Origin of the sequence: Streptomyces sp. NBC_01176 (assembly GCF_045039825.1) — a bacterium.
Classification (GTDB): domain Bacteria; phylum Actinomycetota; class Actinomycetes; order Streptomycetales; family Streptomycetaceae; genus Streptomyces.
Genome location: NZ_CP108600.1, coordinates 4912977 through 4939288 on the forward strand (window position 1 = coordinate 4912977; position 26312 = coordinate 4939288).

At 71.4% G+C, this 26312-nt stretch carries 26 protein-coding genes and 1 pseudogene; 11 read left to right on the plus strand and 16 right to left on the minus strand.

All coding sequences use genetic code 11. The features are described from left to right. Positions 1-129 precede the first annotated feature (129 nt). On the plus strand, positions 130-630 hold the full coding sequence (locus OG199_RS21105) for an Lrp/AsnC family transcriptional regulator (RefSeq protein ID WP_401806526.1): 501 nt from the start codon (positions 130-132) through the stop codon (positions 628-630). Positions 631-632: 2 nt separating this feature from the next. Here OG199_RS21105 and OG199_RS21110 read toward each other — a convergent pair whose 3' ends face one another. Both OG199_RS21110 and OG199_RS21115 read right to left on the minus strand, forming a co-directional pair. After that, the gene (locus OG199_RS21110; RefSeq protein ID WP_356800572.1) at positions 633-1223 is read right to left on the minus strand and encodes a TetR/AcrR family transcriptional regulator; all 591 of its coding nucleotides are present in this window, start codon (positions 1221-1223) and stop codon (positions 633-635) included. Next, positions 1220-2734 carry a 3-hydroxyacyl-CoA dehydrogenase gene (locus OG199_RS21115; RefSeq protein WP_356800573.1) on the minus strand — a complete coding sequence of 505 codons (1515 nt, stop codon included), beginning with the start codon at positions 2732-2734 and terminating at the stop codon, positions 1220-1222. The genes OG199_RS21110 and OG199_RS21115 overlap by 4 nt, the downstream gene beginning before the upstream one ends. Before the next feature lie 149 nt (positions 2735-2883). On the opposite strand from OG199_RS21115, the gene paaN reads away from it, so the two are divergent. Beyond that, positions 2884-4590: a phenylacetic acid degradation protein PaaN gene (gene paaN / locus OG199_RS21120; protein ID WP_405830780.1), complete on the plus strand. Its 1707-nt coding sequence runs from the start codon at positions 2884-2886 to the stop codon at positions 4588-4590. Here the strand turns inward: paaN and OG199_RS21125 are convergent. From OG199_RS21125 to OG199_RS21135, 3 genes are read right to left on the minus strand one after another with little or no spacing between them, the layout of a single operon-like run. After that, positions 4587-5360, minus strand: a complete 774-nt coding sequence (locus OG199_RS21125) for a TrmH family RNA methyltransferase (protein WP_405834615.1) — start codon at positions 5358-5360, stop codon at positions 4587-4589. The two genes, paaN and OG199_RS21125, sit on opposite strands and share 4 nt — an antisense overlap. Positions 5361-5404: 44 nt before the next feature. Continuing rightward, complete coding sequence (locus tag OG199_RS21130; protein WP_405830782.1) at positions 5405-6634, minus strand: HTTM domain-containing protein; 1230 nt, start codon at positions 6632-6634, stop codon at positions 5405-5407. Then, a complete protein-coding gene (locus tag OG199_RS21135; RefSeq protein ID WP_405830784.1) occupies positions 6631-7713 on the minus strand; it encodes a DUF5819 family protein in 1083 nt (360 codons plus the stop codon). Before OG199_RS21135 ends, OG199_RS21130 begins: the two co-directional genes overlap by 4 nt. Before the next feature lie 258 nt (positions 7714-7971). Between OG199_RS21135 and paaA the strand changes: the two genes are divergently transcribed. The 6 genes from paaA (at position 7972) to OG199_RS21165 (ending at position 13009) form a co-directional block, all read left to right on the plus strand. Continuing rightward, entirely contained in the window at positions 7972-9015 is a 1044-nt protein-coding gene (paaA, locus tag OG199_RS21140; RefSeq protein WP_356800578.1) for a 1,2-phenylacetyl-CoA epoxidase subunit PaaA, read from the plus strand. Then, positions 9012-9299, plus strand: a complete 288-nt coding sequence (paaB, locus tag OG199_RS21145) for a 1,2-phenylacetyl-CoA epoxidase subunit PaaB (protein ID WP_148009329.1) — start codon at positions 9012-9014, stop codon at positions 9297-9299. The genes paaA and paaB overlap by 4 nt, the downstream gene beginning before the upstream one ends. A 26-nt stretch (positions 9300-9325) precedes the next feature. After that, positions 9326-10084, plus strand: coding sequence for a 1,2-phenylacetyl-CoA epoxidase subunit PaaC (gene paaC / locus OG199_RS21150; RefSeq protein WP_356800586.1), 759 nt, complete (start codon positions 9326-9328; stop codon positions 10082-10084). Continuing rightward, positions 10081-10623 (plus strand): 1,2-phenylacetyl-CoA epoxidase subunit PaaD, encoded by a 543-nt coding sequence (gene paaD / locus OG199_RS21155; protein ID WP_405834617.1) that lies wholly within the window; start codon positions 10081-10083, stop codon positions 10621-10623. The genes paaC and paaD overlap by 4 nt, the downstream gene beginning before the upstream one ends. Then, positions 10623-11687 carry a 2Fe-2S iron-sulfur cluster-binding protein gene (locus OG199_RS21160; protein ID WP_356800580.1) on the plus strand — a complete coding sequence of 355 codons (1065 nt, stop codon included), beginning with the start codon at positions 10623-10625 and terminating at the stop codon, positions 11685-11687. Before paaD ends, OG199_RS21160 begins: the two co-directional genes overlap by 1 nt. Before the next feature lie 128 nt (positions 11688-11815). After that, positions 11816-13009 carry an acyl-CoA dehydrogenase family protein gene (locus OG199_RS21165; protein WP_405830787.1) on the plus strand — a complete coding sequence of 398 codons (1194 nt, stop codon included), beginning with the start codon at positions 11816-11818 and terminating at the stop codon, positions 13007-13009. Positions 13010-13064: 55 nt separating this feature from the next. Here OG199_RS21165 and OG199_RS21170 read toward each other — a convergent pair whose 3' ends face one another. From OG199_RS21170 to OG199_RS21185, 4 genes are all read right to left on the minus strand, one after another. Further along, on the minus strand, positions 13065-13394 hold the full coding sequence (locus OG199_RS21170; RefSeq protein WP_356800587.1) for a rhodanese-like domain-containing protein: 330 nt from the start codon (positions 13392-13394) through the stop codon (positions 13065-13067). A 60-nt stretch (positions 13395-13454) separates the two neighbouring features. After that, on the minus strand, positions 13455-14276 hold the full coding sequence (locus tag OG199_RS21175; RefSeq protein ID WP_405834620.1) for a hypothetical protein: 822 nt from the start codon (positions 14274-14276) through the stop codon (positions 13455-13457). A gap of 367 nt (positions 14277-14643) precedes the next feature. Beyond that, complete coding sequence (locus OG199_RS21180) at positions 14644-16074, minus strand: DUF2252 domain-containing protein (protein ID WP_405830789.1); 1431 nt, start codon at positions 16072-16074, stop codon at positions 14644-14646. A gap of 188 nt (positions 16075-16262) precedes the next feature. Continuing rightward, positions 16263-16634 carry a winged helix-turn-helix transcriptional regulator gene (locus OG199_RS21185; protein WP_385086174.1) on the minus strand — a complete coding sequence of 124 codons (372 nt, stop codon included), beginning with the start codon at positions 16632-16634 and terminating at the stop codon, positions 16263-16265. 135 nt (positions 16635-16769) lie between these two features. On the opposite strand from OG199_RS21185, the gene OG199_RS21190 reads away from it, so the two are divergent. Then, complete coding sequence (locus OG199_RS21190; protein WP_356810011.1) at positions 16770-17423, plus strand: NAD(P)H-dependent oxidoreductase; 654 nt, start codon at positions 16770-16772, stop codon at positions 17421-17423. Between the two features lie 303 nt (positions 17424-17726). Here the strand turns inward: OG199_RS21190 and OG199_RS21195 are convergent, their stop codons facing one another. Continuing rightward, entirely contained in the window at positions 17727-18569 is an 843-nt protein-coding gene (locus OG199_RS21195; protein ID WP_401806516.1) for an NAD(P)H-binding protein, read from the minus strand. Positions 18570-18678: 109 nt separating this feature from the next. After that, positions 18679-19254, minus strand: coding sequence for a helix-turn-helix transcriptional regulator (locus OG199_RS21200; RefSeq protein ID WP_405834622.1), 576 nt, complete (start codon positions 19252-19254; stop codon positions 18679-18681). A gap of 33 nt (positions 19255-19287) precedes the next feature. Here OG199_RS21200 and OG199_RS21205 point away from each other — a divergent pair, with 33 nt between their 5' ends. Continuing rightward, positions 19288-19608 (plus strand): pentapeptide repeat-containing protein, encoded by a 321-nt coding sequence (locus tag OG199_RS21205; protein WP_405834624.1) that lies wholly within the window; start codon positions 19288-19290, stop codon positions 19606-19608. A gap of 222 nt (positions 19609-19830) precedes the next feature. Here the strand turns inward: OG199_RS21205 and OG199_RS21210 are convergent. Then, a pseudogene (locus tag OG199_RS21210) lies at positions 19831-19986 on the minus strand (HTH domain-containing protein); the annotation flags it as partial. After that, complete coding sequence (locus tag OG199_RS21215; RefSeq protein ID WP_356809135.1) at positions 19976-20125, minus strand: hypothetical protein; 150 nt, start codon at positions 20123-20125, stop codon at positions 19976-19978. The pseudogene OG199_RS21210 and the gene OG199_RS21215, both read right to left, overlap by 11 nt. Positions 20126-20228: 103 nt before the next feature. Between OG199_RS21215 and OG199_RS21220 the strand changes: the two genes are divergently transcribed. Next, positions 20229-20840 (plus strand): TIGR03086 family metal-binding protein, encoded by a 612-nt coding sequence (locus OG199_RS21220; protein ID WP_405830793.1) that lies wholly within the window; start codon positions 20229-20231, stop codon positions 20838-20840. Positions 20841-21080: 240 nt separating this feature from the next. Here OG199_RS21220 and OG199_RS21225 read toward each other — a convergent pair whose 3' ends face one another. The 3 genes from OG199_RS21225 to OG199_RS21235 form a co-directional block, all read right to left on the minus strand. Continuing rightward, positions 21081-22595 carry an FAD-binding oxidoreductase gene (locus tag OG199_RS21225; RefSeq protein WP_405830795.1) on the minus strand — a complete coding sequence of 505 codons (1515 nt, stop codon included), beginning with the start codon at positions 22593-22595 and terminating at the stop codon, positions 21081-21083. A 373-nt stretch (positions 22596-22968) separates the two neighbouring features. Next, positions 22969-24669, minus strand: coding sequence for an NAD(P)/FAD-dependent oxidoreductase (locus OG199_RS21230; protein WP_405830797.1), 1701 nt, complete (start codon positions 24667-24669; stop codon positions 22969-22971). Positions 24670-24772: 103 nt separating this feature from the next. Next, positions 24773-26248: an FAD-dependent monooxygenase gene (locus OG199_RS21235; protein ID WP_405830799.1), complete on the minus strand. Its 1476-nt coding sequence runs from the start codon at positions 26246-26248 to the stop codon at positions 24773-24775. Between the last annotated feature and the right edge of the window lie 64 nt (positions 26249-26312).

Here is a 26312-nt window from a genome sequence, read left to right on the forward strand (position 1 = left end):
GATGCGCCTCACCTACCGATTGTTCGGTCGTCGGCACATTTTGGCTACAGGCACCTGCAGGCTGTGGACAAACGGTTCTGCACAGCCTGAGATGGACGCAGTACGTCCATGGTAGGGAGGCGGGGGGACATGGCACCTGAACAAATGGCCGAGCCGCCGGAGGCCGGCGCCGCCGCGCCGCCCGCCCGTCCGCTCGACGCGATCGACCAGGACATCCTCCAGATGCTCCAGGCGGACGGCCGCGCCTCCATACGTTCCGTGGCCGAACGGGTCCACGTGTCACGGGCGAACGCCTACGCGCGGATCAACCGCCTCATCGAGGACGGCGTGATCCGCGGCTTCGGGGCCCGCGTCGACCACGAACGCGCCGGACAGGGCACCTCCGCGTACATCACCCTCAAGATCGTGCAGAACTCCTGGCGCACCGTGCGCGAGCAGCTGCGGGTGCTCCCCGGGGCCTCCCACATCGCACTGGTGGGCGGTGACTTCGACGTGCTGCTACTGGTCCACACGCCTGACAACAGGGCGCTGCGCGAGCTGGTCCTCACCCGCCTCCAGGCGATCCCGGAGGTACTCAGCACACGGACGCTGCTGGTGTTCGAGGAGGAGGACCTGGAACCGGAGGGCTGAGATCAGCTCTCGGCCCTGAGTCCCCCGAAGACGACCTGCACGACCGCGTCCGCCACCTCACGCTCGCCCATGCCCCGCCCGTCCGGCCGGTACCACTCGACGATCGAGTTGATCATCCCGAAGACGAGCCGGGTCGCGAGCCGGACCTCCACGTCGCTGCGCACGTCCCCCTCGGCCGCCGCGTCCTTCAACAGCTCGGCCACCCGGTGGTCGAAGTCACGGCGCCGCTCCAGGGCCCACCGCTCGGTGCCCGTGTTGCCGCGCACGCGCAGCAGCAGGGTCACGTACGGCAGCTCGGCGGTGAGCACCTCGACCATCCGCCGTACGACGTACTCCAGGCGTTCCACGGCGCGCCCCACGCACGCGTGCTCCTCGTCGAGGATCTCGAAGAGGCCGTCGAGAGCCCGGCTGACGGCCCGGCGCAGCAGCTCCTCCTTGCCGGCGACATGGTGGTAGATCGACGACTTGGAGATGCCGGCCGCCTTGGAGAGGTGCTCCATGGAGGTGCCGTCGTAGCCGCGCTCGTTGAAGACCTGGACGGCGACGGAGAGCAGGGTCTCCGGGGTGTACGTGTCGCGCTTGGCGGTGGTCATGAGGTGCCCTCCCGCTTCTCGGTGGCGTGCCCGTGGCGGTACAGCGCGAGCGAGGGGGCGTAGCGGCCGGAGGGCTCGCGCAGGTGCAGCTCCTCCAGGAGGTCGTGCGCCCAGGTCCTGCCGAGCCTGCGGCACCATTCGAAGGGCCCCAGGGGGTAGTTGACGCCCAGGCGCATCGCGGTGTCGACGTCCTCCTCGGTGGCCACTCCCTTGGCGACGGCGTCGTGCGCCAGGTCGACGATGCGGGCCACGGTCCGGGCGACGATCATGCCGGGGGCGTCCCCGATGACGCTGACGTCCTTGCCCAGCGCCTGGAAGAGGCCGATGGCCTCCGCGACCGTCTGGGGCGCGGTGTCCTGCGAGGCGGACAGGGCGATGCGGGTGGCCCTGCGGTAGTCCAGCGCGAGGTCGAAGTAGACGACGTCGCGGAACTCGATCGAGGTCTGGCCGTCGGCGAGGACCAGCTGGCCGCCGCTGGGCAGCAGCAGTCGCGTGCCGTGGTCCTCCTCGTCCTCGCGGACCTGGATGCCCGCCTCGCGGATCAGGGCGACCAGCTCGGAGGCCGGTCCCAGGTCGCCCTCGACGACGACGTGGGCGGGCGGCTGCGCCTTCTCGGCGGTGTGCGGCTCGGGACGCTCGGCGTCGTCCCCGTAGTCGTACCAGCCGTGCCCGGTCTTGCGGCCGTGCCGTCCGGACTCGACGAGCCGCCGCTGCGCGAGCGAGGGGGTGAAGCGCAGGTCCTGGAAGAAGGCCTGCCACACGGAATGCGTGACGGACTCGTTGACGTCCTGGCCGATCAGATCGGTGAGCTCGAAGGCGCCCATCCTGAAGCCGCCGGACTCGCGCAGGACCGCGTCGATGGTGGCGGGGTCGGCGGCCTGCGACTCGTACACCGCGAAGGCCTCGGCGTAGAAGGGCCGCGCGATGCGGTTGACGATGAAGCCGGGGGTGTCGGCGCAGGCGACCGGGGTCTTCCCCCAGGCGCGTGCCGTCTCGTACGCGCGCGTGGCCGACGAGAAGTCGGTCGCGTACCCGGAGACGACCTCCACGAGGGGCAGCAGCGGCGCGGGGTTGAAGAAGTGCAGCCCCACCAGGCGGCCGGGGTTGCGCAGGGCGCCGCCGATGGCGGTGACGGACAGGGACGAGGTGTTGGTGGCGAGCAGGCAGTCGTCCTCGACGATGTCCTCGAGATCGCGGAACAGCTTTTGCTTGACGTCGAGTTGTTCGAGGACCGCCTCGACGACGAGCGCGCAGTCCGCCAGCTCGTCGAGGCTCCGCGCGGGTCGCAGCCGCTCGCGCGCGGCGTCCCGGTCGGCGCCGCTGAACCGGCCCTTGTCGACCAGCCGGTCGAGGCGGACGCAGATCGCTTCGGCCGCCGCGTCGGCACGGCCCGCGAGGGCGTCGTAGAGCCGCACGGGGTGGCCCGCGACCAGCGCGACCTGGGCGATGCCCTGGCCCATGGTGCCGGTGCCGACGACGGCCACGGGGCTGTTGAGGTCGAGTGCTGTCATGCTCGCGATCCTCCCGCACGGGGTTTTCCACAGATGCGGCGGACTCCCCTTGTCCCGACCGATCGTTCGGTTACTCTAACTCTGACTGTCCGTTCCTGCCCAGCTCGCGAGCGCAATGAAGCGCTCCTGAGACGAGGAGTTGGTCCCCGATGGCCGCCGAACTCACCGCGCACCAGTTGATCGCCCAGCACCGGCCCACCCTCGACCAGGCGCTGGAAGCGATCCGCACACGCGCGTACTGGTCCCCGCATCCCGAACACCCCAAGGCCTACGGCGAGAACGGCAGCCTGGGCATGGCCGAGGGCAAGGCCGCCTTCGACGCCGTCCTCGGCACCCGCCTCGACCTCGGCCAGCCGGGCACCGACGACTGGGTGGGCGGCGAGGTCTCGCCGTACGGCATCGCGCTGGACGTCACCTACCCGCACGCGGACATCGACGTGCTGCTGCCCGCCATGCGGGCCGGCCAGCGTGCCTGGCGCGACGCGGGCGCGGAGACACGCGCGGTGGTCTGTCTGGAGATCCTCAAGCGGATCGCCGACCGGACGCACGAATTCGCGCACGCGGTGATGCACACCAGCGGCCAGGCCTTCATGATGGCGTTCCAGGCGGGCGGCCCGCACGCCCAGGACCGCGGACTGGAAGCGGTGGCGTACGCGTACGCGGAGCAGGTCCGCACCCCGGACACCGCGGAGTGGACGAACCCTCAGGGCAAGCGGGACCCGATCACGCTCACCAAGCAGTTCACCCCGGTCCCGCGGGGCGTCGCGCTCGTCATCGGCTGCAACACCTTCCCCACGTGGAACGGCTATCCGGGCCTGTTCGCCTCCCTGGCCACCGGCAACGCGGTCCTCGTGAAGCCCCACCCGCGCGCGGTGCTGCCGCTGGCGCTCACCGTGCGCGTCGCGCGCGAGGTGCTCGCCGAGGCGGGCTTCGACCCGAACCTGGTGGCGCTGGCCGCCGAGCGCCCCGGAGAGGGCATCGCCAAGACCCTGGCGGTCCGCCCCGAGATCCGGATCATCGACTACACGGGCTCGACGGCGTTCGGCGACTGGCTGGAGACCCACGCCCGCCAGGCGCAGGTCTACACCGAGAAGGCCGGCGTCAACACGGTGATCGTGGAGTCGACCGCCGACTACAAGGGCATGCTGTCCAACCTCGCCTTCTCCCTGTCCCTGTACAGCGGCCAGATGTGCACGACCCCGCAGAACCTCCTCATCCCGCGCGACGGCATCCGTACGGACGAGGGCCCCAAGTCGTACGACGAGGTGGTCGCCGACCTCGCCAGGTCGGTCGGCGGACTCCTCGGTGACGACGCCCGGGCCAACGGACTGCTCGGGGCCATCGTGAACCCGGACGTGAAGGCCCGACTGGAGGCCGCCGCCGGCCTCGGCGAGGTCGCCCTCCCCTCCCGGGAGATCAGCAACCCCGAGTTCCCCGACGCCGTCGTCCGGACGCCGGTGATCGTGAAGCTCGACGGCGCCCGCAAGTACTGGGAGGGGACGGACGACGAAGCCGCCTACATGAGCGAGTGCTTCGGCCCCGTCTCCTTCGCGGTCGCGGTCGACTCCGCGGCGGACGCCGTGGAGCTGCTTCGCCGCACCGTCCGGGACAAGGGCGCGATGACGGTCGGCGCCTACACCACCGACGAGGAGTTCGAGCAGGCCGTCCAGGAGGTCTGTCTGGAGGAGTCCGCCCAGCTCTCCCTGAACCTCACGGGCGGGGTGTACGTCAACCAGACGGCGGCCTTCTCCGACTTCCACGGCTCCGGCGGCAATCCGGCGGCGAACGCGGCCCTGTGCGACGGTGCGTTCGTGGCGAACCGCTTCCGGGTGGTCGAGGTGCGGCGCGAGGCCTAGGTCCTGACCGGTGCGCCCCCGGCGGCGCTCCAGTGGAACAGCGTCATGGCCACACTGGTCGCGAGGTTGTAGCTGGAGACCTGGGGGCGCATCGGCAGCGACACCAGGTGGTCGGCCCGCGCCCGCAGTTCGGGGGAGAGACCGCTGCGCTCGGAGCCGAACGCGAGCACGGCGTCGTCCGGGAGCTTCGTGCCCCGGATGTCCTCGCCCTCCGGATCGAGGGCGAACACCGGCCCGGACGGCAGCTCCGCCACCGTGAGCCGCTCCACGGCGGTCGCGAAATGCAGGCCCGCCCCGCCGCGCACCACCGTCGGATGCCAGGGATCGAGGGTGCCCGTCGTGACGACGCCGGTCGCGCCGAAGCCCGCCGCGAGCCGGATCACGGCACCCACGTTGCCGAGGTTGCGCGGCTGGTCGAGCACCACCACGGGCGCGGTGCGCCGCGTGGCCGTCAGCGCCCGCAGACCGGCCTCGCGGGAGGGACGTACGGCCAGTGCGGCGACCGCGGTGGGATGCGGACGCGGAACCAGGGACCGGTAGGTGGCCTCGGGGACCTCCACCAGCAGGCCGTCCAGCGTGTCGCGCACGTCCGGGGCCAGCTCGTCGGCGAGCGCCAGCACCGCCTGCCGATCCCCGGTGACCGCCGCCAGGACCTCGGCCCGGAAGCGCACCGCGTGCTTGAGGGCGTGGAAGCCGTCGAGCAGGACGGAGGCGTCGGCGAGACGGTGCCAGGTGCTCAGGGGGTCCTTCGCACGGTCGCCGTCGTCCATGCGATCGCGGTCGTCCGTGCGGTCGCGGTCGTCAGCGGGGTCCATCATGCGGGGAAGCCTACGTGCGGGTCATCGGAGCCCTCCGGGGTGCGGGGGCCTCGCGCGCGCTGACCCGGCAGCTCCGGGGCGCCGCCCGGCAACAGCCGGCCCCGCACGCGTACCGCGAGTCCGCCGAGCCGCCGCAGGAAGGACGTCGGCAGGAACACCGAGTCGGCGGCGATCATCGCGAGCGAGAAGAACGGCAGTCCGAGGACCACGGCGATCACGGCGTGCTCGGTCATCATCGCCGCGAGGAGCACGTTCTTGACCCGCCGGTTGAACAGGGTGAAGGGGAAGGCGACCTGGACGACGACCGTCCCGTAGGTCACCAGCATCACGATCGTGCCATGCGCGGCCAGCAGATCGGAGAGGGCCGGCCAGGGCGAGAAGTAGTCGAGGTGGAGGGGGTAGTAGACGGCGGTGCCGTCCTGCCAGCGCGAACCCTGGATCTTGTACCAGCCCGCGGTCGCGTAGATCAGACACGCCTCGGCCATGATCACGAACAGGGCCGCGTTGTGCACCGTGTTGGCGACCACGTCGAGCAGGATCCGCGGCTGCGGGGTGCGCGCCCGACGGCAGACGGCCCACCACAGCGCCTGTACGGCCCACAGTCCCCAGAAGACCGTCAGCCAGCCGCCGCCGAGGTCTCCCGCGAACGTCACGACGGCCAGCAGCAGGCCGAGCCCCGCCCACAGGACGGGCCCGACCCGGTCCGGGCCCGCGGCCCGGGAGGTCTCCCCCCGCGCGCGTGCCTCCCTCGCGAGCCGCGCCCGCCGGGCGTCCAGCGACCACACCTGGCCGCAGCGCGTGCCCACGAGGTAGATCGCCATCAGATGGATGACGTTGTCCCCGCCGTCCCCCATGAAGACGCTGCGGTTCTGCAGCGAGAGCACGCCGACCATGAACAGCACGGACATCGTGCGGGTCCGCCAGCCCACCAGCAGCAGGACGCTGGACAGCACGGCCACCGCGTAGACGATCTCGAACCACACCTGGCTGTCGGACCACATCAGGGCCGTGAAGGCGTGGTTGTCCGCGACGAGCCGCCGGGCGAGGTCCCAGCTCCAGGGGCCATCGGGCCCGTACATCTCCTGGCGGTTGGGGAACTCGCGCAGCAGGAACAGCAGCCAGGTGGCGGCGAAGCCGATGCGGATCACGGCGGCCTGGTACGGGCCGAGCGCGGCGTCGGTGACCCGGGTGACGGCACGCGAGACGGGGACGGCGAATCGGTTCATCGGGCGCTCGCCTCCGTCGTCCGCGTGTCCGTCAGGTCCTGCTCCGGGACCGTCCACCAGGGCAGCTCGCGCAGGACCGGTTTGTCGGACACCTGCTCGTCGCTCCACTCGGGGGGCCGCACGTTGGTGGTACGGGAGCGGACCTGGACGCGTTCGACGACGGAGCCCCTGCCGCCGGCCCCCTCGCGGTCGAGGCGCAGCAGCACGACGCGGCGAAGATAGCGTTCGGAGAGGTCGCCGCGCAGGCCCACCGGGCGGTTGTCGTTGTCGTGCGTGCCGACGTAGAAGTCCCAGGCCCGGCGCAGTTCGTTCTGCTGGGTGTGGCTCGGCAGCGGATTGCCGTCGATGGCCGCTCCGTCGAGTGCGGACAGGTCGTACCAGCCGGTCTCGGTGGCACCGCCGTCCGTGGTGCGTATCCGGGCGCGGACCTGGACGTCGATGTTCTGCTGCAGCGGGTTGGGGGCGAAGAGCTTCCAGTTCTGCTCGAACTCGGGGTAGATCCACTCGTCGATCGCCCCGCCGTGCTGCTTGGTGACCGTGTTCGAGGGCGCGACGTGCAGAAACACCATGCCGAGATGCACACAGGCCACCACCGCGACGACGGCGAGGGCGAACGCCGCGGCGATCTGATGGCGCAGCGAGAGGGCGGCGATGCCTGTGGCGGCGGGCGCGGGGGCGGTCACCGGGCCGGGAGGCGCCTCGGAAACCCGGGGGAAGGGACGCGCGGCAGCCGCCCCGGCGTGAGGCATCTCGGCGTGCGGCGTTCCGGCGTACGGGGTCTCTGCATGAGGAGGCTCCGCATGGGGCGTCCCGGCGTGAGGCTCCGCGTGAGGCGTCCCCGCCTGAGGTATGCCGCCGTGAAGGGTCTCCGGTCGAGGCGTGCCGGCGTGCGGCGTCTCGGCGGCAGGTCCCGCCGGCGCGGGCTCGTCGCCGGCGGCCACCTCGCCGGACGGCTCCGGCGCGGCGGCGAGGGACGCGTCATCGGGCACGGCACCGGCGGAGACGGGGCCCTCGCGCAGGGGGCCGCCGGGCCCGTCCGGCCCGTGTCGGGCGTTCGAGCCCTCGTCGTACGCGTCCATTCCGCCCCGATTCCGATCCCGGTCCGATTCCCGCCGCCGAGCGCGCGGCACCCGGGCCCCGCGCGCAGCACTCCGCGGCGTGCGCACGGGAACCGTACTCAGGCACGGCCCCCCGGCACAGCCCCGTCCGGCACACCGGGCACAACAGTGACCTCGAGGTTATCCACAGCGGTTGACACCTTACGGCGCCCGTCCCACCATTGAATCGACAGAACCGAACGATCGGTCGGTCGGGAGCGAGAGGTCGAGGGGGACCGCATGGCGACAGCAGCAGCGCATCGCACGGCCCGTACGCAGGCGGCAGAACCCGCGGGTGAAGCCGGGTCCGCGGCGGCGTACGAGGCCGTTTTCGACGCCTCGGTGGCGGCCGACGAACGCATCGAGCCCCGTGACTGGATGCCCGACGCCTACCGTTCCACGCTGGTCCGGCAGATCGCCCAGCACGCGCACTCCGAGATCATCGGCATGCAGCCGGAGGCCAACTGGATCACGCGCGCGCCCTCGCTGCGCCGCAAGGCGATCCTGATGGCCAAGGTCCAGGACGAGGCGGGGCACGGGCTGTATCTCTACAGCGCGGCCGAAACGCTCGGCACCAGCCGCGACGAGCTGCTCGACAAGCTGCACAGCGGCCGCCAGAAGTACTCGTCGATCTTCAACTACCCGACGCTGACCTGGGCTGACGTCGGCGCCATCGGCTGGCTGGTGGACGGCGCGGCGATCACCAACCAGGTCCCCCTGTGCCGCTGCTCGTACGGGCCCTACGCACGCGCGATGGTCCGCGTCTGCAAGGAGGAGTCCTTCCACCAGCGCCAGGGCTACGAGCTGCTGCTGGCCCTCAGCCGCGGCACCCCCGGGCAGCACGAGATGGCGCAGGACGCGGTGAACCGCTGGTGGTGGCCCTCCCTGATGATGTTCGGCCCGCCCGACGACGAGTCCTCGCACTCGGCCCAGTCCATGGCCTGGAAGATCAAGCGCCATTCGAACGACGAGCTGCGCCAGCGCTTCGTGGACATCTGCGTCCCCCAGGCCAAGTCACTCGGCCTGACCCTGCCGGACCCGGACCTGGTGTGGAACGAGGAGCGGGGGCAGCACGACTTCGGCCCGATCGACTGGACGGAGTTCTGGGAGGTCCTCAAGGGCAACGGCCCGTGCAACGACCAGCGCATCACGCAGCGCAGGCAGGCCCACGAAGAGGGTGCGTGGGTGAGGGAGGCGGCCGCGGCCTACGCGGACAAGCAGACCGCCGGTCCGGCCGAGGAGATACGCGGCTCGGCCGACGAGAACGGGAAGGCGCGCGCATGACCACCAACGACTGGCCGCTGTGGGAGGTCTTCGTGCGCTCGCGCCGCGGGCTCTCGCACACGCACGCAGGCAGCCTGCACGCACCGGACGCCGAACTGGCCCTTCGCAACGCGCGGGATCTGTACACGCGTCGCGGCGAGGGCATCTCGATCTGGGTCGTCCCGTCCGCCGCGATCACCGCGTCCTCCCCGGACGAGAAGGACCCGTTCTTCGAGCCGTCCGCGGACAAGCCCTACCGCCACCCGACGTTCTACGAGATCCCGGAAGGGGTGAAGCACCTGTGACAAACGCACCCATGCCCCACCCGCCCATGGCCGAGGCGTCCACGACGGAGCCGTCCAGGGCGCCCGCCGCGTCCGGGACGGCGACCGCCGCGGCCCTCGCCCTCGGCGACGACGCCCTGGTGCTCTCGCACCGCCTGGGGGAGTGGGCCGGCCACGCACCCGTCCTCGAGGAGGAGGTGGCCCTGGCCAACATCGCGTTGGACCTGCTCGGCCAGGCCAGGGTGCTGCTGTCCATGGCCGGCGACGAGGACGAGCTGGCGTATCTGCGCGAGGAGCGCGCCTTCCGCAACCTCCAGCTCGTCGAACAGCCCAATGGCGACTTCGCGCACACCATCGCCCGTCAGCTGTACTTCTCCACCTACCAGCGCCTCCTGTACGCGCAACTGGCCGCCGGGGACGGCGCCTTCGCCCCGCTCGCGGCGAAGGCCGTCAAGGAGGTCGCCTACCACCAGGACCACGCCGAGCAGTGGACCCTGCGGCTCGGCGACGGCACGGACGTCAGCCATGAGCGGATGCGACAGGCGTGCGAGGCTCTGTGGCGGTTCACGGGAGAGATGTTCCAGCCGGTCGAGGGCGTGGACGTCGACTGGGACGCGATGAGGGCCGGTTGGCTGGAGTCCGTCACCGCCGTCCTGCGTCGCGCGACGCTGGAGATCCCCGAAGGCCCGCAGTCCGGAGCGTGGGCCGCGGGGGCGGGACGCCAGGGACTGCACACCGAGTCCTTCGGGCGGATGCTCGCCGAGATGCAGCATCTGCACCGCAGCCACCCGGGGGCGTCATGGTGACGACGGCCACCGCCCTGGAGGAGGAACTGCGCAGACTGGCCGGGTCCGTTCCCGACCCGGAGCTTCCCGTGCTCACGCTGGAGGACCTGGGCGTACTGCGCGCCGTGCACGTCCGTGGCGAGGGCGCCGTCGACGTCGAGCTGACCCCGACGTACACCGGCTGTCCGGCTGTCGAGGCGATGACCACGGACATCGAGCGCGTACTGCACGAGCACGGAGTGCGGGAGGTGTCCGTACGGACGGTGCTCAGCCCGGCCTGGTCGACGGACGACATCTCGGACGAAGGACGCCGCAAGCTGCGGGAGTTCGGGATAGCGCCGCCGCGCGGCGGGCGGGGGACGGGTCCGGTGGCGGTCGGACTGGGACCGACACGCACGATCACACGGACGGCGGCCCAGGACGCCTACGAGCCCGTGTGCTGTCCGCACTGCGGATCGAGCGACACCGAGCTGCTCAGCCGTTTCTCGTCCACCGCCTGCAAGGCACTGCGGCGCTGTCTGTCCTGCCGTGAACCGTTCGACCACTTCAAGGAGTTGTGATGGCCCGCTTCCACCCGCTCCCGGTGGCCGCGGTCGACCGGCTCACCGACGACTCGGTGGCCCTGACCTTCGCGGTGCCGCCCGCGCTGCGCGCGGAATACCGGCACGCTGCGGGTCAGCACCTCGCGCTGCGGCGCACGGTCGACGGCACGGAGACACGGCGCACCTACTCCATCTGCTCTCCGGCGCCCGCCCCGGGTGACGAGGGCCCGCTCACCCTGCGGGTCGGGGTGCGCCTGGTCGACGGCGGAGCGTTCTCGACGTACGCGCTCAAGGAGATCGCCGTCGGCGACGAGGTCGAGGTGATGACACCGGCGGGACGCTTCACGCTGGAACCGGCGGCCGGGCTGTACGCGGCCGTGGTCGGCGGCAGCGGGATCACACCATTGCTGTCGATCGTCACGACGCTGCTGACGCGGGAGCCCGAGGCCCGCTTCTGCCTGATACGCAGCGACCGGACGTCCGCGTCCACGATGTTCCTGGAGGAGGTCGCCGACCTCAAGGACCGCTTTCCGCAGCGGTTCCAGCTGGTCACGGTGCTCTCCCGGGAGGAACAGCAGGCGGGGCTGCCGTCCGGGCGGCTGGACCAGGAGCGCCTGGCGCAGCTGCTTCCCGCGCTGCTGCCCGTGGACCGGGTGGCGGGATGGTTCCTGTGCGGGCCCTTCGGGCTGGTGCAGGGAGCCGAGCGCGCCCTGCGCGGACTGGGTGTGGGACGGGCCCGGATCCACGAGGAGATCTTCCACGTGGACGGCGGAGCCGAGAAGACTCCCGGCGTACCGGCCCCCGCGCACAGCACGGTGACGGCGCGGCTCGACGGCCGTGGAGGGACCTGGGCCGTCCAGGACGGCGAATCGCTCCTGGACGCGGTGCTGCGCAACCGGCCGGACGCCCCCTACGCCTGCAAGGGCGGGGTGTGTGGGACCTGCCGTGCCTTCCTGGTCTCGGGCGAGGTGCGGATGGACCGCAACTTCGCGCTGGAACCGGAGGAGACGGAGGCGGGATACGTGCTGGCCTGTCAGTCGCATCCGGCCACGGAGAGCGTGGAGTTGGACTTCGACCGGTAGCCGGAAGCGGGGTGACCGTTCCCTTCTCGTAGAACCTGTTCTATCTTGACGCTCCGTCAGATCGGGTGCCCTGTCCGGTACCGGGTGAGCCGCCCGGTCGGTGGGTCGGCGCGTGGAAGGACAGGACCGTGGACTTCACCTTCACCGAGGAACAACAGGCGGCGGTCGAGGCGTCAGGGGCGGTGTTCGGCGGGGTCGCGCCGGACGGGGTGCCGAGCCCCGCGCTCACCGCGGGTGCCGTCGCCGACGACTTCGACCGGGCGCTGTGGGCGAAGCTCGCCGACGCGGACCTGCTGAGCCTGCTGCTGGACCCCGCGTACGGCGGAGCGGGCCTGGACGCGATCGCCCTGTGCCTGGTCCTGCGCGAGTCCGCGAAGGTGCTCGCGCGAGTGCCGCTGCTGGAGAGCACCGCGGCCGCGGTCACCGTGCAGGAGTACGGCGGCGAGGAGACGAAGGCCGAGCTGCTCGCGCGGGCGGGCCGGGGTGAGGTCGTGCTGACCGTCGCGGCGAACGGCCGTACCGGTCACGAACCGGCCGAGCGCGCCGTGTCCGCCCGGCAGGACGGTGACGTGTGGGTCCTGGACGGGGTGCAGACGGCGGTCGCGTGGGCACACGGAGCCGACCACATCGTCGTACCCGCGCACACGGACGACGGCCGGACCGTTCTCGCGCTGGTGCCCCGGGAGCACGAGGGAACCGTGCTCGGCGAGCAGATCTCCACGTCCGGGGAGCGCCTCGGCGAGCTGCGTCTGGAGTCCGCGCGGCTGGCCGCCCGGCAGGTCATCGACGCGGAGGGGGCGTGGGAGCGGTTGCGGGAGCTGCTGACCACCGGGACCTGTGCGCTGGCGCTCGGGCTCGGTGAGCGGGTCCTCGAAATGACGAGCGCGTACACCGGCAAACGCGAGCAGTTCGGGTTTCCGGTCGCCACGTTCCAGGCCGTCGCCGTGCAGGCCGCCGACCGCTATATCGACCTGCGCGCGATGGAGGCGACACTCTGGCAGGCCGCGTGGCGGATCAGCACGAGAGCTTCCGGTACGGGAGGTGTCGGTGCGGGAGGTGTCGGTGCGGGAGCCGTCGGTGCGGGGGCGGGCGGGGCCCTCCCGGTGGCCGGGGACGTGGCCGTCGCCAAGATCTGGGCGTCGGAGGGGGTACGGCGGGTCGTGCAGACAGCTCAGCATCTGCACGGGGGGTTCGGTGCGGACACCGACTCTCCGCTGCACCGCTATCACGCCTGGGCCAAGCACCTGGAGCTGTCGCTCGGACCGGCGGCCGCTCACGAGGAGGCGCTGGGCGATCTCCTCGCGGCCCATCCCCTGGGGTGAGCGAACACACACCCGAGTCCGGACCCGACCCCGCACCCGAATCGGCGCGGCGGCACTAGAGCACGAAGCCGGCGGCGCCCTTGTCGTCCACCACCGGGCGGCCGGAGGCGGCCCAGACCTGCATGCCGCCGTCGACGTTCACGGCGTCGATGCCCTGCTGGACCAGATACATCGCGACCTGCGCGGAACGGCCGCCGGAACGGCAGATCACGTTGACCCTGCCGTCCTGCGGCGCCGCCTCGGTCAACTCGCCGTAGCGCGCGACGAAGTCGCTCATGGGGATGTGCAGCGCCCCTTCGGCGTGGCCCGCCTCCCACTCGTCGTCCTCCCGGACGTCCAGCAGGAAGTCTCCGTCCGCGAGATCCGCGATCTCGACCGTGGGCACACCAGATCCAAATTGCATGCCTCAGACGCTACCCGACCGGGCAGGCCGACGGGCCAGGTCCTAGCCGACCAGTCGGGCCAGCTCCGTCTCGCGCTCGCCGACCTGGGCCAGCAGCTGCTCGGCGATCTCGTCCAGGAGCCGGTCGGGGTCCTCCGGGGCGAGCTTGAGCATGGCGCCGATGGCGCTCTCCTCCAGTTCGTGGGCGACCAGGGTGAGCATCTCCTTGCGTTCCGAGAGCCACTCGAGACGGGCGTACAGCTCCTCGCTGCGGCTCGGCTTCCACTCCTTGGGCACCGGACCCGCCGCCCACTCCTCGGAGAGCTCCCGCAGCAGTGCCTCGTCGCCCCGGGCGTACGCGGCGTTGACCCGGGAGATGAACTCGTCGCGCCGCCTGCGCTCGTCCTCGTCCTGGGCCAGGTCGGGGTGGGCCTTGCGGGCCAGCTCGCGGTAGAGCTTGCGGGCCTCGTCGCTGGGGCGGACCCGCTGCGGGGGCCGCACGGGCTGGTCCGTCAGCATGGCCAGGGCCTCCGGGAACAGTCCCTCCGAGTCCATCCAGCCGTGGAACAGCTCCTCGACCCCAGGCATCGGCATGACCCGCGCCCGCGCCTCGTCCGCCTTGCGTATGTCCTCCGGGTCGCCGGTGCGCGCGGCCTGTGCCTCGGCGATCTGCGCGTCCAGCTCGTCGAGCCGGGAGTACATCGGGCCGAGCTTCTGGTGGTGCAGCCGCGAGAAGTTCTCGACCTCGACGCGGAAGGTCTCCACGGCGATCTCGAACTCGATCAGTGCCTGTTCGGCCGCCCGCACCGCCCGTTCGAGACGCGCCTCGGGCCGCGCCTCACCCTGTGGTGCGTCGCCCTCGGAGCCGGAACCGTCGGAGGCCATGCTCGGCCCGCCCGCACTCTGCACGTCCGCACTCTCCTGGCTCACGCCCTCGGCGCCCACCTGCGCGGCGCCCTCGCTCCCGGCGCTCAGGCTCTCGGCGCCCGTGTGCTGGGTGGTCCCGTTCTCGGGTGCCGCGTCTGCGGCCGCCGTGGGCGAGGCCGGGGCGGCGGACTGGGGATCCCCAGCATCCTGGGGCCGGGCATCATCGGCCTCGATGCGGTCGGACTGGTTGTGCTCGGCTTCCGGGGTCGTCACCCGCCCAGCGTAGGCCACGCCCCGCCGGGCTCACCCGGAACCACCGGCTGAGGCCTCGCGCTCCCCCGGTCACACCCCGGCGCCCTGAGAATCTCCGGGTCCGCTTCCCTTCTCAGACCCCCGGTTCCGCCGCGATCCGCCCTTCCCGGACCGCCGTCACCAGGGCCGCGTGGTCCGCCTCCGTGCGGTCCGCGTAGGCCACGGCGAACGCGGCGACGGCCTCGTCGAGTTCCTCGTTCTTTCCGCAGTAGCCGGCGACGAGGCGGGGGTCGGCGCTGTGCGAGTGAGCGCGGGCGAGGAGCGCACCGGTCATCCGGGCGTAGTCGTCGACCTGGTCGACGGCGAGGGCGGCGGGGTCGACGCTGCCCTTGCGGTTGCGGAACTGGCGCACCTGGAAGGCCCGGCCCTCGACCGTGGTCCAGCCGAGCAGAATGTCGCTGACGACCTGCATGCGCTTCTGACCGAGGACGACGCGGCGGCCCTCGTGCGACACGTCGGGTACGGCGTGACCGGCCGTCGCCAGGTGGGGCAGCAGCGCCGAGGCGCGGGCCTCCTTCACCTGGAGGACGAGGGGCTCGCCGCGGTGGTCCAGGAGCAGCACGACGTACGAACGCATGCCGACGCTGCCGGTGCCGACGATGCGGAAGGCGACGTCGTGCACCGCGTACCGGGCGAGGAGGGGGAGGCGGTCCTCCGAGACCGTCGTCAGGTACTGCTCCAGCGAGGCCGCGACCGCTGCCGCCTCCGCGTCGGGCACGCGGCGCAGCACCGGCGCCGCGTCGACGAAGCGCCGGCCGCCGCCCTCGACCGATGCCGTCGATCTGGCCGCGAACCGCCCGCTGGTGTTGGCCCGCGCCTTCTCCGAGACCCGCTCCAGGGTGCCGAGCAGGTCATGGGCGTCGGTGTGGGAGACGAGCTCCTCGTCCGCGATGGCGTTCCACGCGTCCAGCACCGGGAGCTTGGCGAGCAGACGCATCGTGCGCCGGTAGGCGCCGACCGCGTCGTTGGCCGCCTTGCGGCAGGTGTCCTCGTCGGCACCCGCCTCCCGGCCCGCGAGCACGAGAGAGGCGGCGAGGCGCTTGAGGTCCCACTCCCAGGGGCCGCGCACCGTCTCGTCGAAGTCGTTCAGATCGATGACCAGGCCGCCGCGCGCGTCGCCGTACAGGCCGAAGTTCGCTGCGTGGGCGTCACCGCAGATCTGGGCGTCGATACCGGTCATGGGGGTGCGCGCGAGGTCGTACGCCATCAGGCCGGCCGAACCGCGCAGGAAGGCGAAGGGGGTGGCGGCCATTCTGCCGACCCGTATCGGCGTGAGCTCGGGGATCCTGCCGTGGTTGGACTCCTCGACCACGGCCACGACGTCCGGCCGGTCGGCGTCGGGGGTCAGCTCGGCGTGCGCGGCGCGCGGCACCCGGGCGCGGAGGGCCTTGCCCTTCTCCTTGGGCGAGCCCTGCACGGGCCAGCCCGCGAACCCCGGTACCGCGAAGACTCCGGAAACCCTGGGCGCCTGCAGCGCCTCGGCCCTTGTACCCAGCTCGGTCATGGCGACCGCCTCCCCCGCACACACGAACATCAACTCGTGATGACCGTACAGCCGGTGGCCGAAACGCGTCAGACCCTGTGGAGAACTCCACGCCGGTGGACGGCCGCCCCGTGCGGGAGCCGTCTATCGGTCCCCCCGGCCCCCCTCGCGGGCCGCTCCCGAACTCCTCCCGGTCCCCTCCGGTCGGCTCACTTCCTGAGCTCGGAGGGGCACTGCGGGCTCCCCGGCAGGTGCTTCTCCGCCCAGCTCCCCAGTTCCAGCAGCGCGGGCTCCAGCGCGGCGCCGGCCTCCGTCAGGCCGTACGAGACCCGCAGCGGAGGGCCTTCGTCGACCTCGCGCACGACGAGTCCCGCCGCGGCGAGTTCCGTGAGGCGGTCGGAGAGCATCCGTTCGCTGATGCCGGGGATCGCTCGGCGCAGGTCGGCGAAGTGCACGGGGTGCGGCAGCAGCACGGCCACGATCAGGCCCGTCCAGCGCTTTCCGAACAGCTGGAAGACCCGGGCCATGCCGTCGTCGACCTTCTGGCACGGCCCCACGTCGTGTGCTCCCAGCTCTGGCATGGCTCAAGAGTACTGCGTTCTCTTTGGGGGATGAAAAAAAGTAAGTAGCTGTGTTATCACTAGTCGAGTACGAAAAAGAAGCCACCGGGATCCGTCCCGTCGGGCTCGATCCGTCGCACCCTTTGGAGATCCCCCATGGCCACCCTCCTCCACATCGACTCGTCCGTATTCCCGGGCTCCGCCTCCACCTCGCGCACGGTGAGCGACGCCTTCCGCAAGGCCTGGGAGGAGCAGCACCCGCAGGGCACCGTGATCTACCGCGACCTCGCCGCCAACCCGGCTCCGCACATCACGGCCGACGCCCACACCGCCGGTTTCGTCCCGGCGGACGCGCACACCCCGGAGCAGGCCGCCGCCTTCGCCGAGCGCGTGAAGTTCATCGAGGAACTGGAGCAGGCGGACGCGGTCCTGATCGGCGCGCCGATGTACAACTACACGATCCCGTCGACCCTCAAGGCGTGGCTGGACAACGTGCTCCTCGTGGGCCGCACCGCCATGACCGAGGACTCGAAGGTCAAGGGCACCCCGGTCACGGTCATCGCCAGCCGTGGCGGTTCTTACGCGCCGGGCACCCCTCGCGAGGGCTTCGAGTACGTGCAGAACTACCTCGAGGCCATCCTGCGCGACAGCCTGGGCCTCGAGCTCGACTTCATCGTCCCGGAGCTCACGATGGCTCCGCACAACCCTGCGATGTCCGAGCTGGTCCCGCTCTTCGAGGCCTCCCGCACCAAGGCACTCGACGACGCCGCCATCAAGGCCAAGGAACTGGCCGACCGTTTCGCCGCGTGACCCCTCCGGGTGACGTGCGGCGGCCCCGCGGGTCCTGGACCCGCGGGGCCGCCGTCGTTCGTGGCCGCCACGCCGCCGTCGTTCGTCACGGCCACGCCGCCGTCGTTTCCTGAACCGCCGTCGGACATGGACCGCCGGATGCCTGCTGCCGCGGGGGATGAATCGCAGCGGGCATCCGGCGGCGGTACGGGGGAGGAGAGAGGGAGACAGACACAGGAGGAACGCGACGAAAGGAAGAGAGGAGAAGAGGGGGAAGACGGGGAAGAGGAGGAAGAGGGGCAGGCGGCGTGAGCCGCCGGTGGGTTACTTGAAGGCCGGGAGGCTTCGGGCGACCCAGCCGGAGAAGGGCGTGGCGGGCCGGGACAGAACCTTCTCCACGTCGGGGCTGACCCGCTGTTCGGCGGGGAGCGGTTCGCCGAGGATGTCCAGGGTGCCGGGGATGACGTCCTCGGGCATGAACTGCGCCATGTGGGCATGGGCGGCCTCGCGGGTCAGTTCCACGAAGGTCACCTCTTCGCCGATCGCCTCCGCGATCACCTCGGCCTGCAGGCGCGGAGTGATCGCTTCGGGACCGGTCAGCTCGTACGTACGGCCGGCGTGCCCGTCTTCGCGCAGCACCACCGCGGCGACCGCGGCGATGTCCAGCGGGTCGACGACCGGCAGCGCCACGTCGCCGAAGGGGGCGAAGACCGTACGGTCGGCGCGGACCGACTCCGCCCACGCGAAGGCGTTGGAGGCGAAACCGCCGGCGCGCAGGATGGTGAAGTCCAGGCCGGAACCGCGCACGGCCTCCTCGAACTCGCGCAGCCTGCCGTGCGAGGCGACGCCGGGACGGGTGGCGTTGATCTGCGAGGACAGCAGCACGACCCGCTTGACCCCGGCGTCCTCGGCCGCCGTCAACAGCTCGGTGGCGGCCTCCCCGTGGCCGAGCAGTTCGCCGGCCAGCAGGATGAAGAAGGCGTCGGCGCCTTCCAGGACCGGCCGCATGCTCCGCGCGTTCCCGAGGTCGGCCTGCGCGTGCCGGACGTTTTCCGCCGGAGAGGGCAACGGGCGGCGCGAGACCGCGACGACCTGCTCCCCCGCCTCGGCCAGCGCCTCGATCAGCGGACGCCCGACGTTTCCGGTGGCTCCGGTGACGACAATCATGAAACAGCTCCCTAGTGCGTGTGCGTTGATCCGTGGTCAGTGGTCATCGGTCAGTCAGTCAGTCAGTCAGCCGATAAGGCAGTCAGTCGCAGCCGGTTCTCAGCGGGTCTCAGCCGGTCGCAGCCATGACCGGGACGCTAGCATCCTCAACATAGTAGGTACCTATAGGAAAGTGACTATCCCTGCGATGGTCATGGCACCCGTCGCACCCGCCGTACACCGCGGTGAGCGACCGGCCGAGACGTACGAGCGACTCGCGCGCCTCGGGAGGCTCGAGCACCTCGATCCGGGCGCCGAGGCCCGCGAGCTGCGCGGCCAGCACCTCCACCGAGGGGCCGTCGGCGATGAAGGCGACCCGGCCGTCGGGCTGGACCTCGCCCGTACGGAGCCGGCCGCCGAGCAGTCGCCGCAGCACCGGCAGGGCATCCGCGTCGGCATGGGCCCGTACGCTCGCCGCGGACAGCCGTTGCTCCACCTCGGACGCCAGCTCCCGCCACGCGGAGGCGAGTTCGAACCCCTCCGGACGCCGCACCGGCGCGCCGGTCGGCTCCACGGAGGTGACCCGGCTGAGCCGGAAGGTGCGCAGTCCCTCTCCGGTCCCCGCCACCAGGTACCAGCGACCGGCCTTGGACACCAGCCCCAGCGGATCCACCGTCCGCCGGCCGGCCCCCCGCTCGCCGGCCACCCGCTCACCCGACCACCGATCGCCCGACCACCCATCGTCCGAACCGCTTCCACCCGAACCGCGTTCGCCCAAGCCGCTTTCGCCCAAGCCGCGTTCGTCCAGGTCGCCCTCACTCAAGCCGCGTTCGCCCAAGCCGCGTTCGTCCAGGTCGCCCTCACTCAAGCCGCGTTCGCCCAAGCCGCGTTCGTCCGGGTCGCCCTCACTCAAGCCGCGTTCGTCCAGGCCGCCCTCGCCCAAGTCGCCCTCCGTCGGGGCCCGGTCGGCGTGCGCGTAGCCCAACCGGACCTGTCGGCCGTCGAGCACCGCCCTTTCCAGGGCGTGCCGGTGGGGTCCGCTGCTGCCCGCCGTGCGTGACCAGTCGAGGCCGTCGACGAGAATGGCCTTGGAGGCGGCCTCGGCATGCGGTCGCATGGGCGCGGGCACCGCACGCATCAACTTGCGTAGCGCGGCCCGCAGTTCGGGAGAGGCCGCCAACGGACCCGCGGCCAGGAACAGCGCCCCGATCTCACGCGAGGTGAAGCCGGTCAGATCGGTGCGGGCGCCGCCGACCAGGCTCCATCCGCCGCCCCTGCCGCGCTGCGAGTAGACGGGGACGCCGGCGGTGGTGAGCGCCTCCAGGTCGCGGCGCGCGGTGCGTTCGGACACCTCCAGCTCCTCGGCCACCTCGCGCACGGTCACCCGGCCGCGTGCCTGAAGCAGCAGCAGGGTCGCCACCAGACGGTCAGCCTTCACGACGCACCCCCTCCACCACCGACAGGCCGCCCTTCACCACCGCCGCGCGAGCCCCCTTCACCACCGACGAGCCGCTTCGGCCACGGTCGGCCGTCCCCGGCATGGTGAACCCGCGGGTTTTTAAGCTGTTTTGAGCCACTCCATACATTTTCGGCACCATCGGATACGGCTTCGGTAATAGGCCACAAGATGACCTGTTTGGCATCGACGATGAACACATGACTCACGACACGACTCACGACATGGCTGAGACCGCGAACCCCGCCGCACCCGCCGCCGCCCCGTCCGCCGACCCCCGCGGCGGCCTGTTCAAGGCCGTCGACCTGACCGGACGCACACTCGCCGCACTCCGCCCCGAGCAGTACGACACCGTCACCCCGTGTCCCGACTACACGGTCCGCGACATGGCCAACCACGTGGTGTCGGTACTGCGTCGGGTCGCCGTCCTCGGCGCCGGCGGCTCCTTCATGAGCGTTCCGCACTTCGCCGAGGACGTCGCCGACGGTGACTGGGCCAAGGCCTGGGCGGCGGCGATGCGGGAGTTCGACGCCGTCTGGCGGGACCCCGCCGTGCTTGGCCGCCAGATCGGTCTGCCCTGGGGCCCGGTCCCCGGTGCGGTCGCCTCGGTGATCTACACCAACGAGTTCGTACTGCACGCCTGGGACCTGGCCAAGGCCACCGGCCAGACCCCCGACTGGGACCCGGAGATGCTCGCCGCGCCGCTGGCCTCCATGCACCGGGCCGTGCCCGCGGAACCCCGCGGCGGCCAGGTGCCGTTCGGACCGGTGGTGGAGGTGCACGAGGACGCTCCCGGAATCGACAGGCTGGTGGGCTGGTACGGCCGCCGTCCCTGACGGGGCGACGGAGCGGGGACCTCGGTCGAACGGACCCTCGAGCAAACGGACCGTCGAGCGAGCGGGCCGCCGGACACCGGTCCGGCGGCCCCTCACGGTCGGGGACCCCTCACGGTCGGAGACCCCTCACGGTCGGCGATGCACAGGGGCCACAAGGGGCACCGGGATCGCCGGGATCACCGGGATCACCGGGATCACCGGGATCACCGGGGTCACAGAGGCGGCGGAACGCCGGACGCCTCAGGCCCCGATGCCCTGGGCGAACCTGAAGTACCGGTGCGGGTCGTACTTGGCCTTCACGACCGACAGCCGGGCGTAGTTCTCGGCGTAGTACGACTGCCGCCAGTCCGTCAGCTCCGCGTCCATCCAGTTCTGGTACGTCTCGCCGTTCGACAGCGGGTCGATGGTGGCGAACCCGTGGTCGACCCAGCCCGTGGCGACGCTCCTGGCCTCCGCGGTCACCTGCGCCGGGTCGTTGATGAGGACCCGGTAGTTGACGGAGAAGAGCGAGTCGCGGTGCACGTACGCCGTGTCGGTGCGGGCCGGGTCGTTGGCCGCCCCGCCGAAGAAGTGGAGGTCGAGGTAGCGGGCCTGGCCGGCCCTGCGGTCGGCGTCGAAGGCCGTCAGCACGTCCGCCCAGTCGCTCTGCGCGTACGGCGCGCGGCCCAGCCGGGTCCGCTCCAGGCCGAAGGCGGGCCGGGTCAGCACGCCGTTCGGGGACTTCCCGGCGCGCTGGCACTGGTCCTCGGTCAGGGTGCCGCAGCCGAAGATCATCATCATGACCTGCTGGTACGTCATGACCGCGTCCTGGCGGGCCGTCACCGCGCCGGTGAGCGCCAGCAGCCGCGCGGACTCCGAGGCGAGTTCGGCCGGGGTGCCGCGGGAGGCGAGGAAGACGTTGAGCGCCGGTACGGTGCCGGGCGCGGCGTCGGCCTGCACGAGGTAGGCGCCGCCGCCGATGGTGCGGGGCGCGTCGACCAGCCACTGTCCGACCCCGTGCAGCACGTCGGCGGCACGGTCGTACGGGAAGATCAGGTTGCTGATCGCCATCTGGTCGCCCTCGTGCGGGGTGACCGTGAAGCGGGTGACGACGCCGAAGTTGCCGCCACCGCCGCCGCGGATCGCCCAGAACAGGTCGGAGTGGCTGGTCGGCGACGCGGTGACCACCCGGCCGTCGGCGAGGACCACCTCGGCCGAGGTGACCGCGTCGCAGGCCATGCCCAGCGGGCGGGTCAGGAAGCCGAAGCCGCCGCCCTGGAGGAAACCGCCGGCCGACACGGTGGGGCAGCCCCCCTCGCTGACCACCAGGCCGTGCGGGGCGAGGGCGTTGAGTATCTCGACGTTCTTGGCGCCGGGGCCGATGTCGACCGTGCCGTTGCCCACGGTGACCGCGTTCAGCCGCGAGACGTCGATGATCAGGCCGGGCGTGGTCGAGTAGCCCGCGAAGCTGTGGCCGCCGCTGCGGACGGCGGACGGCAGGCCCTGGTTCTGGGCGAAACACAGGGCCGCGGAGACGTCGGCGGAGCTGACGCAGTAGGCGACGGCCCGCGGGTTGACGGCGTCGAACTGGCCGAGCTCCAGTTGCTTGGCCACGGCGTACGCGGAGTCGGCGGGCAGCACCAGACGGCCCTGGAGCTTGCCCGCGAGGGTGCTCCAGGGTGTGGTGCCGGAGCCCGCGAGGACGGGGCTGGTGGGCAGGACGGCCAGGCCGACGGCGGCGGATCCCGCACCGATCAGTGCTCTACGAGTGATCACGGATGTCCCAAGTGTTCTAGGAGACGGTGGTTGCCAGTGGGGGGAGAGAAGTACCGGGGAGCCGGAGGGACCGGGGAGCCGGAGAGGTGGAAGCCCGGGGAGGGCCGGGGGGGAAGCCTCCGCGGGACAAGGGGCCACAGGGCCCGGGATGGGCCGGATTCGACGACGGCCTCGGACCCGGGAAACCTCAGACCCGGGGAACCCCGGACCCGGGGAACCCCGGACCCGGGAAGGGACGGTGCCGGGAAGGGACGGTGCCGGGAAGGGACGGTGCCGGGCCCACGGGGGGGGAGGGTGGGCCCGGCACCGCGTCCAGAGGGAACCGCGGCCAAGGGGAAGGGCCCGGCGGGGCGGAGGGTGACCGCGGCCGGGGTCAGGAGACCTTGCGGCCCTTCATGCCCTGCTTGACGACTCCGGCGAGCATCGAACGGCCGAGATCGCGCATCTCCTTGGGGCCGGACGTGCTCGCCCACCACATGAACTTCATCATCGTGGGCGTGGTGGCCCGGAAGAACCGGAGGTCCTCGGGGCCCTTCCAGCCGAACGGGGTGTTGACCGACTCGCAGTCGCGGATCGCCTCGAAGACGATGTCCGCGGCCTTGTCACCGTCGATCTCGCCGGCCTCGTACCGTTCGCAGGTCTCGGCGGTGATGTCGAAGAGGACCTTGAAGGCGTGGCTGTCCGGCCACCACAGACCGGTGTACGGCGCCTTCTCCATCTCCTTGAAGTGCCGGTCGTCACCGTCGAGCTGGAAGTTCTGGCGCGCCATGATCTGCCGCATGGTGGCCGGGGTGGTGAAGCAGGCCCAGACCCGGAACACCGCGTTCCACAGCCGGAAGTGGCTGAAGGCGATGTACGAGCTGTTGACGATCTTGTCGTTGTACTCCAGGAGTCCCTGCTCCAGGCGCTCGACGTACTCGAAGCGCTCCTCGGTGAAGTCGTTCTCGCGCAGGGCGTCGAGGATCCGGTAGGCGAGCGCGTCGACGACCTCGAAGGTGTTGGACAGGCCGCGTGAGTACAGCGGGTCGATGAAGCCGGCCGCGTGCGACATCAGGCACCAGCGGGCGCCAATGGTGCGCTTGGAGGAGTACTGGATCCGGTCGGTGGAGACCCACTCGCGGATCCGCTTGGCTCCGTCGAACTGCCGCTTCACCGCCGGGTACATGTCGAGGTAGTGGTGGAACTCCTGGTCCGGCGTCATGTCCTTCGGCTTGGGGTACAGCCGCTCGTCGAAGGTCAGTCCGACACTGCAGGCCGGGTTCTTGGAGTCCTTGTAGTTGTCGAAGGGGATGATCCAGAACCAGCCGCGCTCGATGAGGTGGTGCAGGGTGCCGCCGTGGAAGGGCGACTCGGCGGGCGGGCGGAGCGCGTCCGGGTAGTTGCACACGTCGTCGTAGGGCTTGATGCCCACGTAGTGCGTGAAGAGCGAGCGGGCGTGGTGCTTGTGCCGGGGCGGGTTCTCGCGCAGGTCGAACTTCTCGGCCAGCGGGGAGCGGAAGCCACTCGCGTCGATCAGGTACTTGGCGCGGAAGACCTCGCCGTTCCTGCCGGTGACGGTGACACCGTCGACGTCGACGTCCAGGTCGGTGGCGAACCAGTTCTGGCGCAGGGTGCAGCCGTACTTGGCGGCGACGTTCAGATAGTGCGAGTCGGTGTCCTGCCGGAAGAGGTGCACCGCCTCGGTGAGCATCTTCGGGATGACGAACATCGTCGCCTCGCGCGGGTCCGGCTCGCGGTTCGGCCGCTGCGTGACGAAGCCGAAGCTCTGCTTGCGGCCGTGCGTCGGACCGATGTGCTCGGTGACCGCCTTCACGTCCAGCATGTGCTTGATCTCGGGCACGTCGTAGCGCACGGCCAGAATGTGCAGCCACTCGACGAGCTGCGGGTTCTGGGACTCGCCGACGGCGAACCGGGGGTGCTGCCCGGCGTCGATGAGCACCACGTCGGCGCCCTGACGGGCCAGGATCGCTCCCATGATCGAGCCCGCGAGGCCCGAACCCAGGATGGCTACGTCGCATTCGGTCCACTCGGCGGCCTTGTCGGCCTTCTTCGCTTCCTCAGCCTTGGTGGGCAAGACCGCACTCCTCTTTCTCGTTTCACGGGCGGGTCGGATCGGTGGCGCGCGTCCTACGGGGGTTCGGGTGGTTCGGGGTCGACCGGTCGGGGGATCGGGTGGTTCAGGCGGCGTCGCGGGGCTCGCCGAACCACTGCGCGAGCGCGTCGGTCAGCCCCTCGGCCGAGCCGTCGGCGCCGACCCAGGCGACATAGCCGTCGGGGCGTACCAGGAGGTCGGCGGCCGGGGCTCCGGCGTCGGGCCGCGTCGCGGTGACGACGTCGACGCGGTCGGCCCAGCCGGCCGCGGCCTCGCGCAGCGCGGCGCTGTCGTGCAGGTCCAGCAGGACCGGACGGCCCGCGTGCAGTTGCTCGTAGGTCGTCGTCTTGTCGTCGCCGACCAGCAGGTCCTGGTCGGGCAGCCGGCGGCCGAGCAGCGGGTGGCCGCCCTCGACGGCTCCGTAGGTGATGTCGAGACCGGTGACCAGACCGACGAGGTGACGCCGTACGTCCTCGATCCGGACCAGCTCGGCGAACAGGTCGCGCAGCGGCTGGGCCTCGGGGCCGCCGAGGTAGAGGGTGCGCTGGACGAGGGTGTTGTGGACGATGCGGGCGCCGACCGGGTGGCGCTCGGAGTGGTACGTGTCGAGCAGCCCCGCGGGGGCGTGGCCCTTGACGGCCGCGGCGAGCTTCCAGCCCAGGTTGACCACGTCGCCGACGCCCGCGCTGATGCCCTGGGCGCCGATCGGCAGGTGGATGTGGGCGGCGTCGCCGGCCAGGAAGACCCGGCCCTCGCGATACGCGGCGGCGTGCCGGCTGGCGTCGGTGAAGCAACTGGTCCACAGCGGCTCGGCGCCGCTGATGTCCTCGCCGGTGACCCGCTGGAGGGCGGCGGCCACCTCCTCGAAGGTGGGCGGTTCCTGGGTGGGACGGACGCCCGCGCCGCGCTCGAAGACCACCACGCGGGTGGCGCCCGGGCCGAGCGGCAGGACGACGACCATGCCGGCCTCGCCGACCTCGCCGGTGGGGCGCAGCCGCAGCTGGACGCCGGCGACGTCGGCCATCTTCATCTCGATGGTGGCGCTGACCCCGGGGAAGTCGATCCCGGCCAGGTGGCGGACGGTGGAGCGGGCTCCGTCGCAGCCCACGAGGTACGCGGCGCGCAGAGTCTCCACGCCCTCGGGCCCCGCGACCTCGACCCGTACGCCGTCCTCGTCCTGCGTCATGCCGATGACCTCGTGGCCCCGGCGGATGTCGGCGCCCAGCCGCGTGGCCCATGTGGCGATGATGGCCTCGGTGCGCGACTGCGGAACTCCGCGGACACCGAAATTGCCGCCCTCGACCACGCGGTAGTCGATGGGAAGTCCACCGAAATGGCCGCCGGGTATGGTCTCCAGCGGGCCGAATTCCCCGAGAAGTCCACGCTGGCCGAATTCCTCGATCGTGCGGGCCGAGAACCCCAGGGCGCGGGACTGCTGCATCGGCTGTTCCAGCCGGTCGAGCACGATGACCGAGAGACCCGAGAGGCGGAGTTCCCCTGCGAGCATGAGCCCCGAGGGTCCTGCACCGGCAACGATCACATCGGCATTGAAAGCGTCCATATTCCCTCTCCCGCTGGCGTTTTCTCCAGTATTCCGAGGGCTCTCGGGAACCTGAATGGCCGCC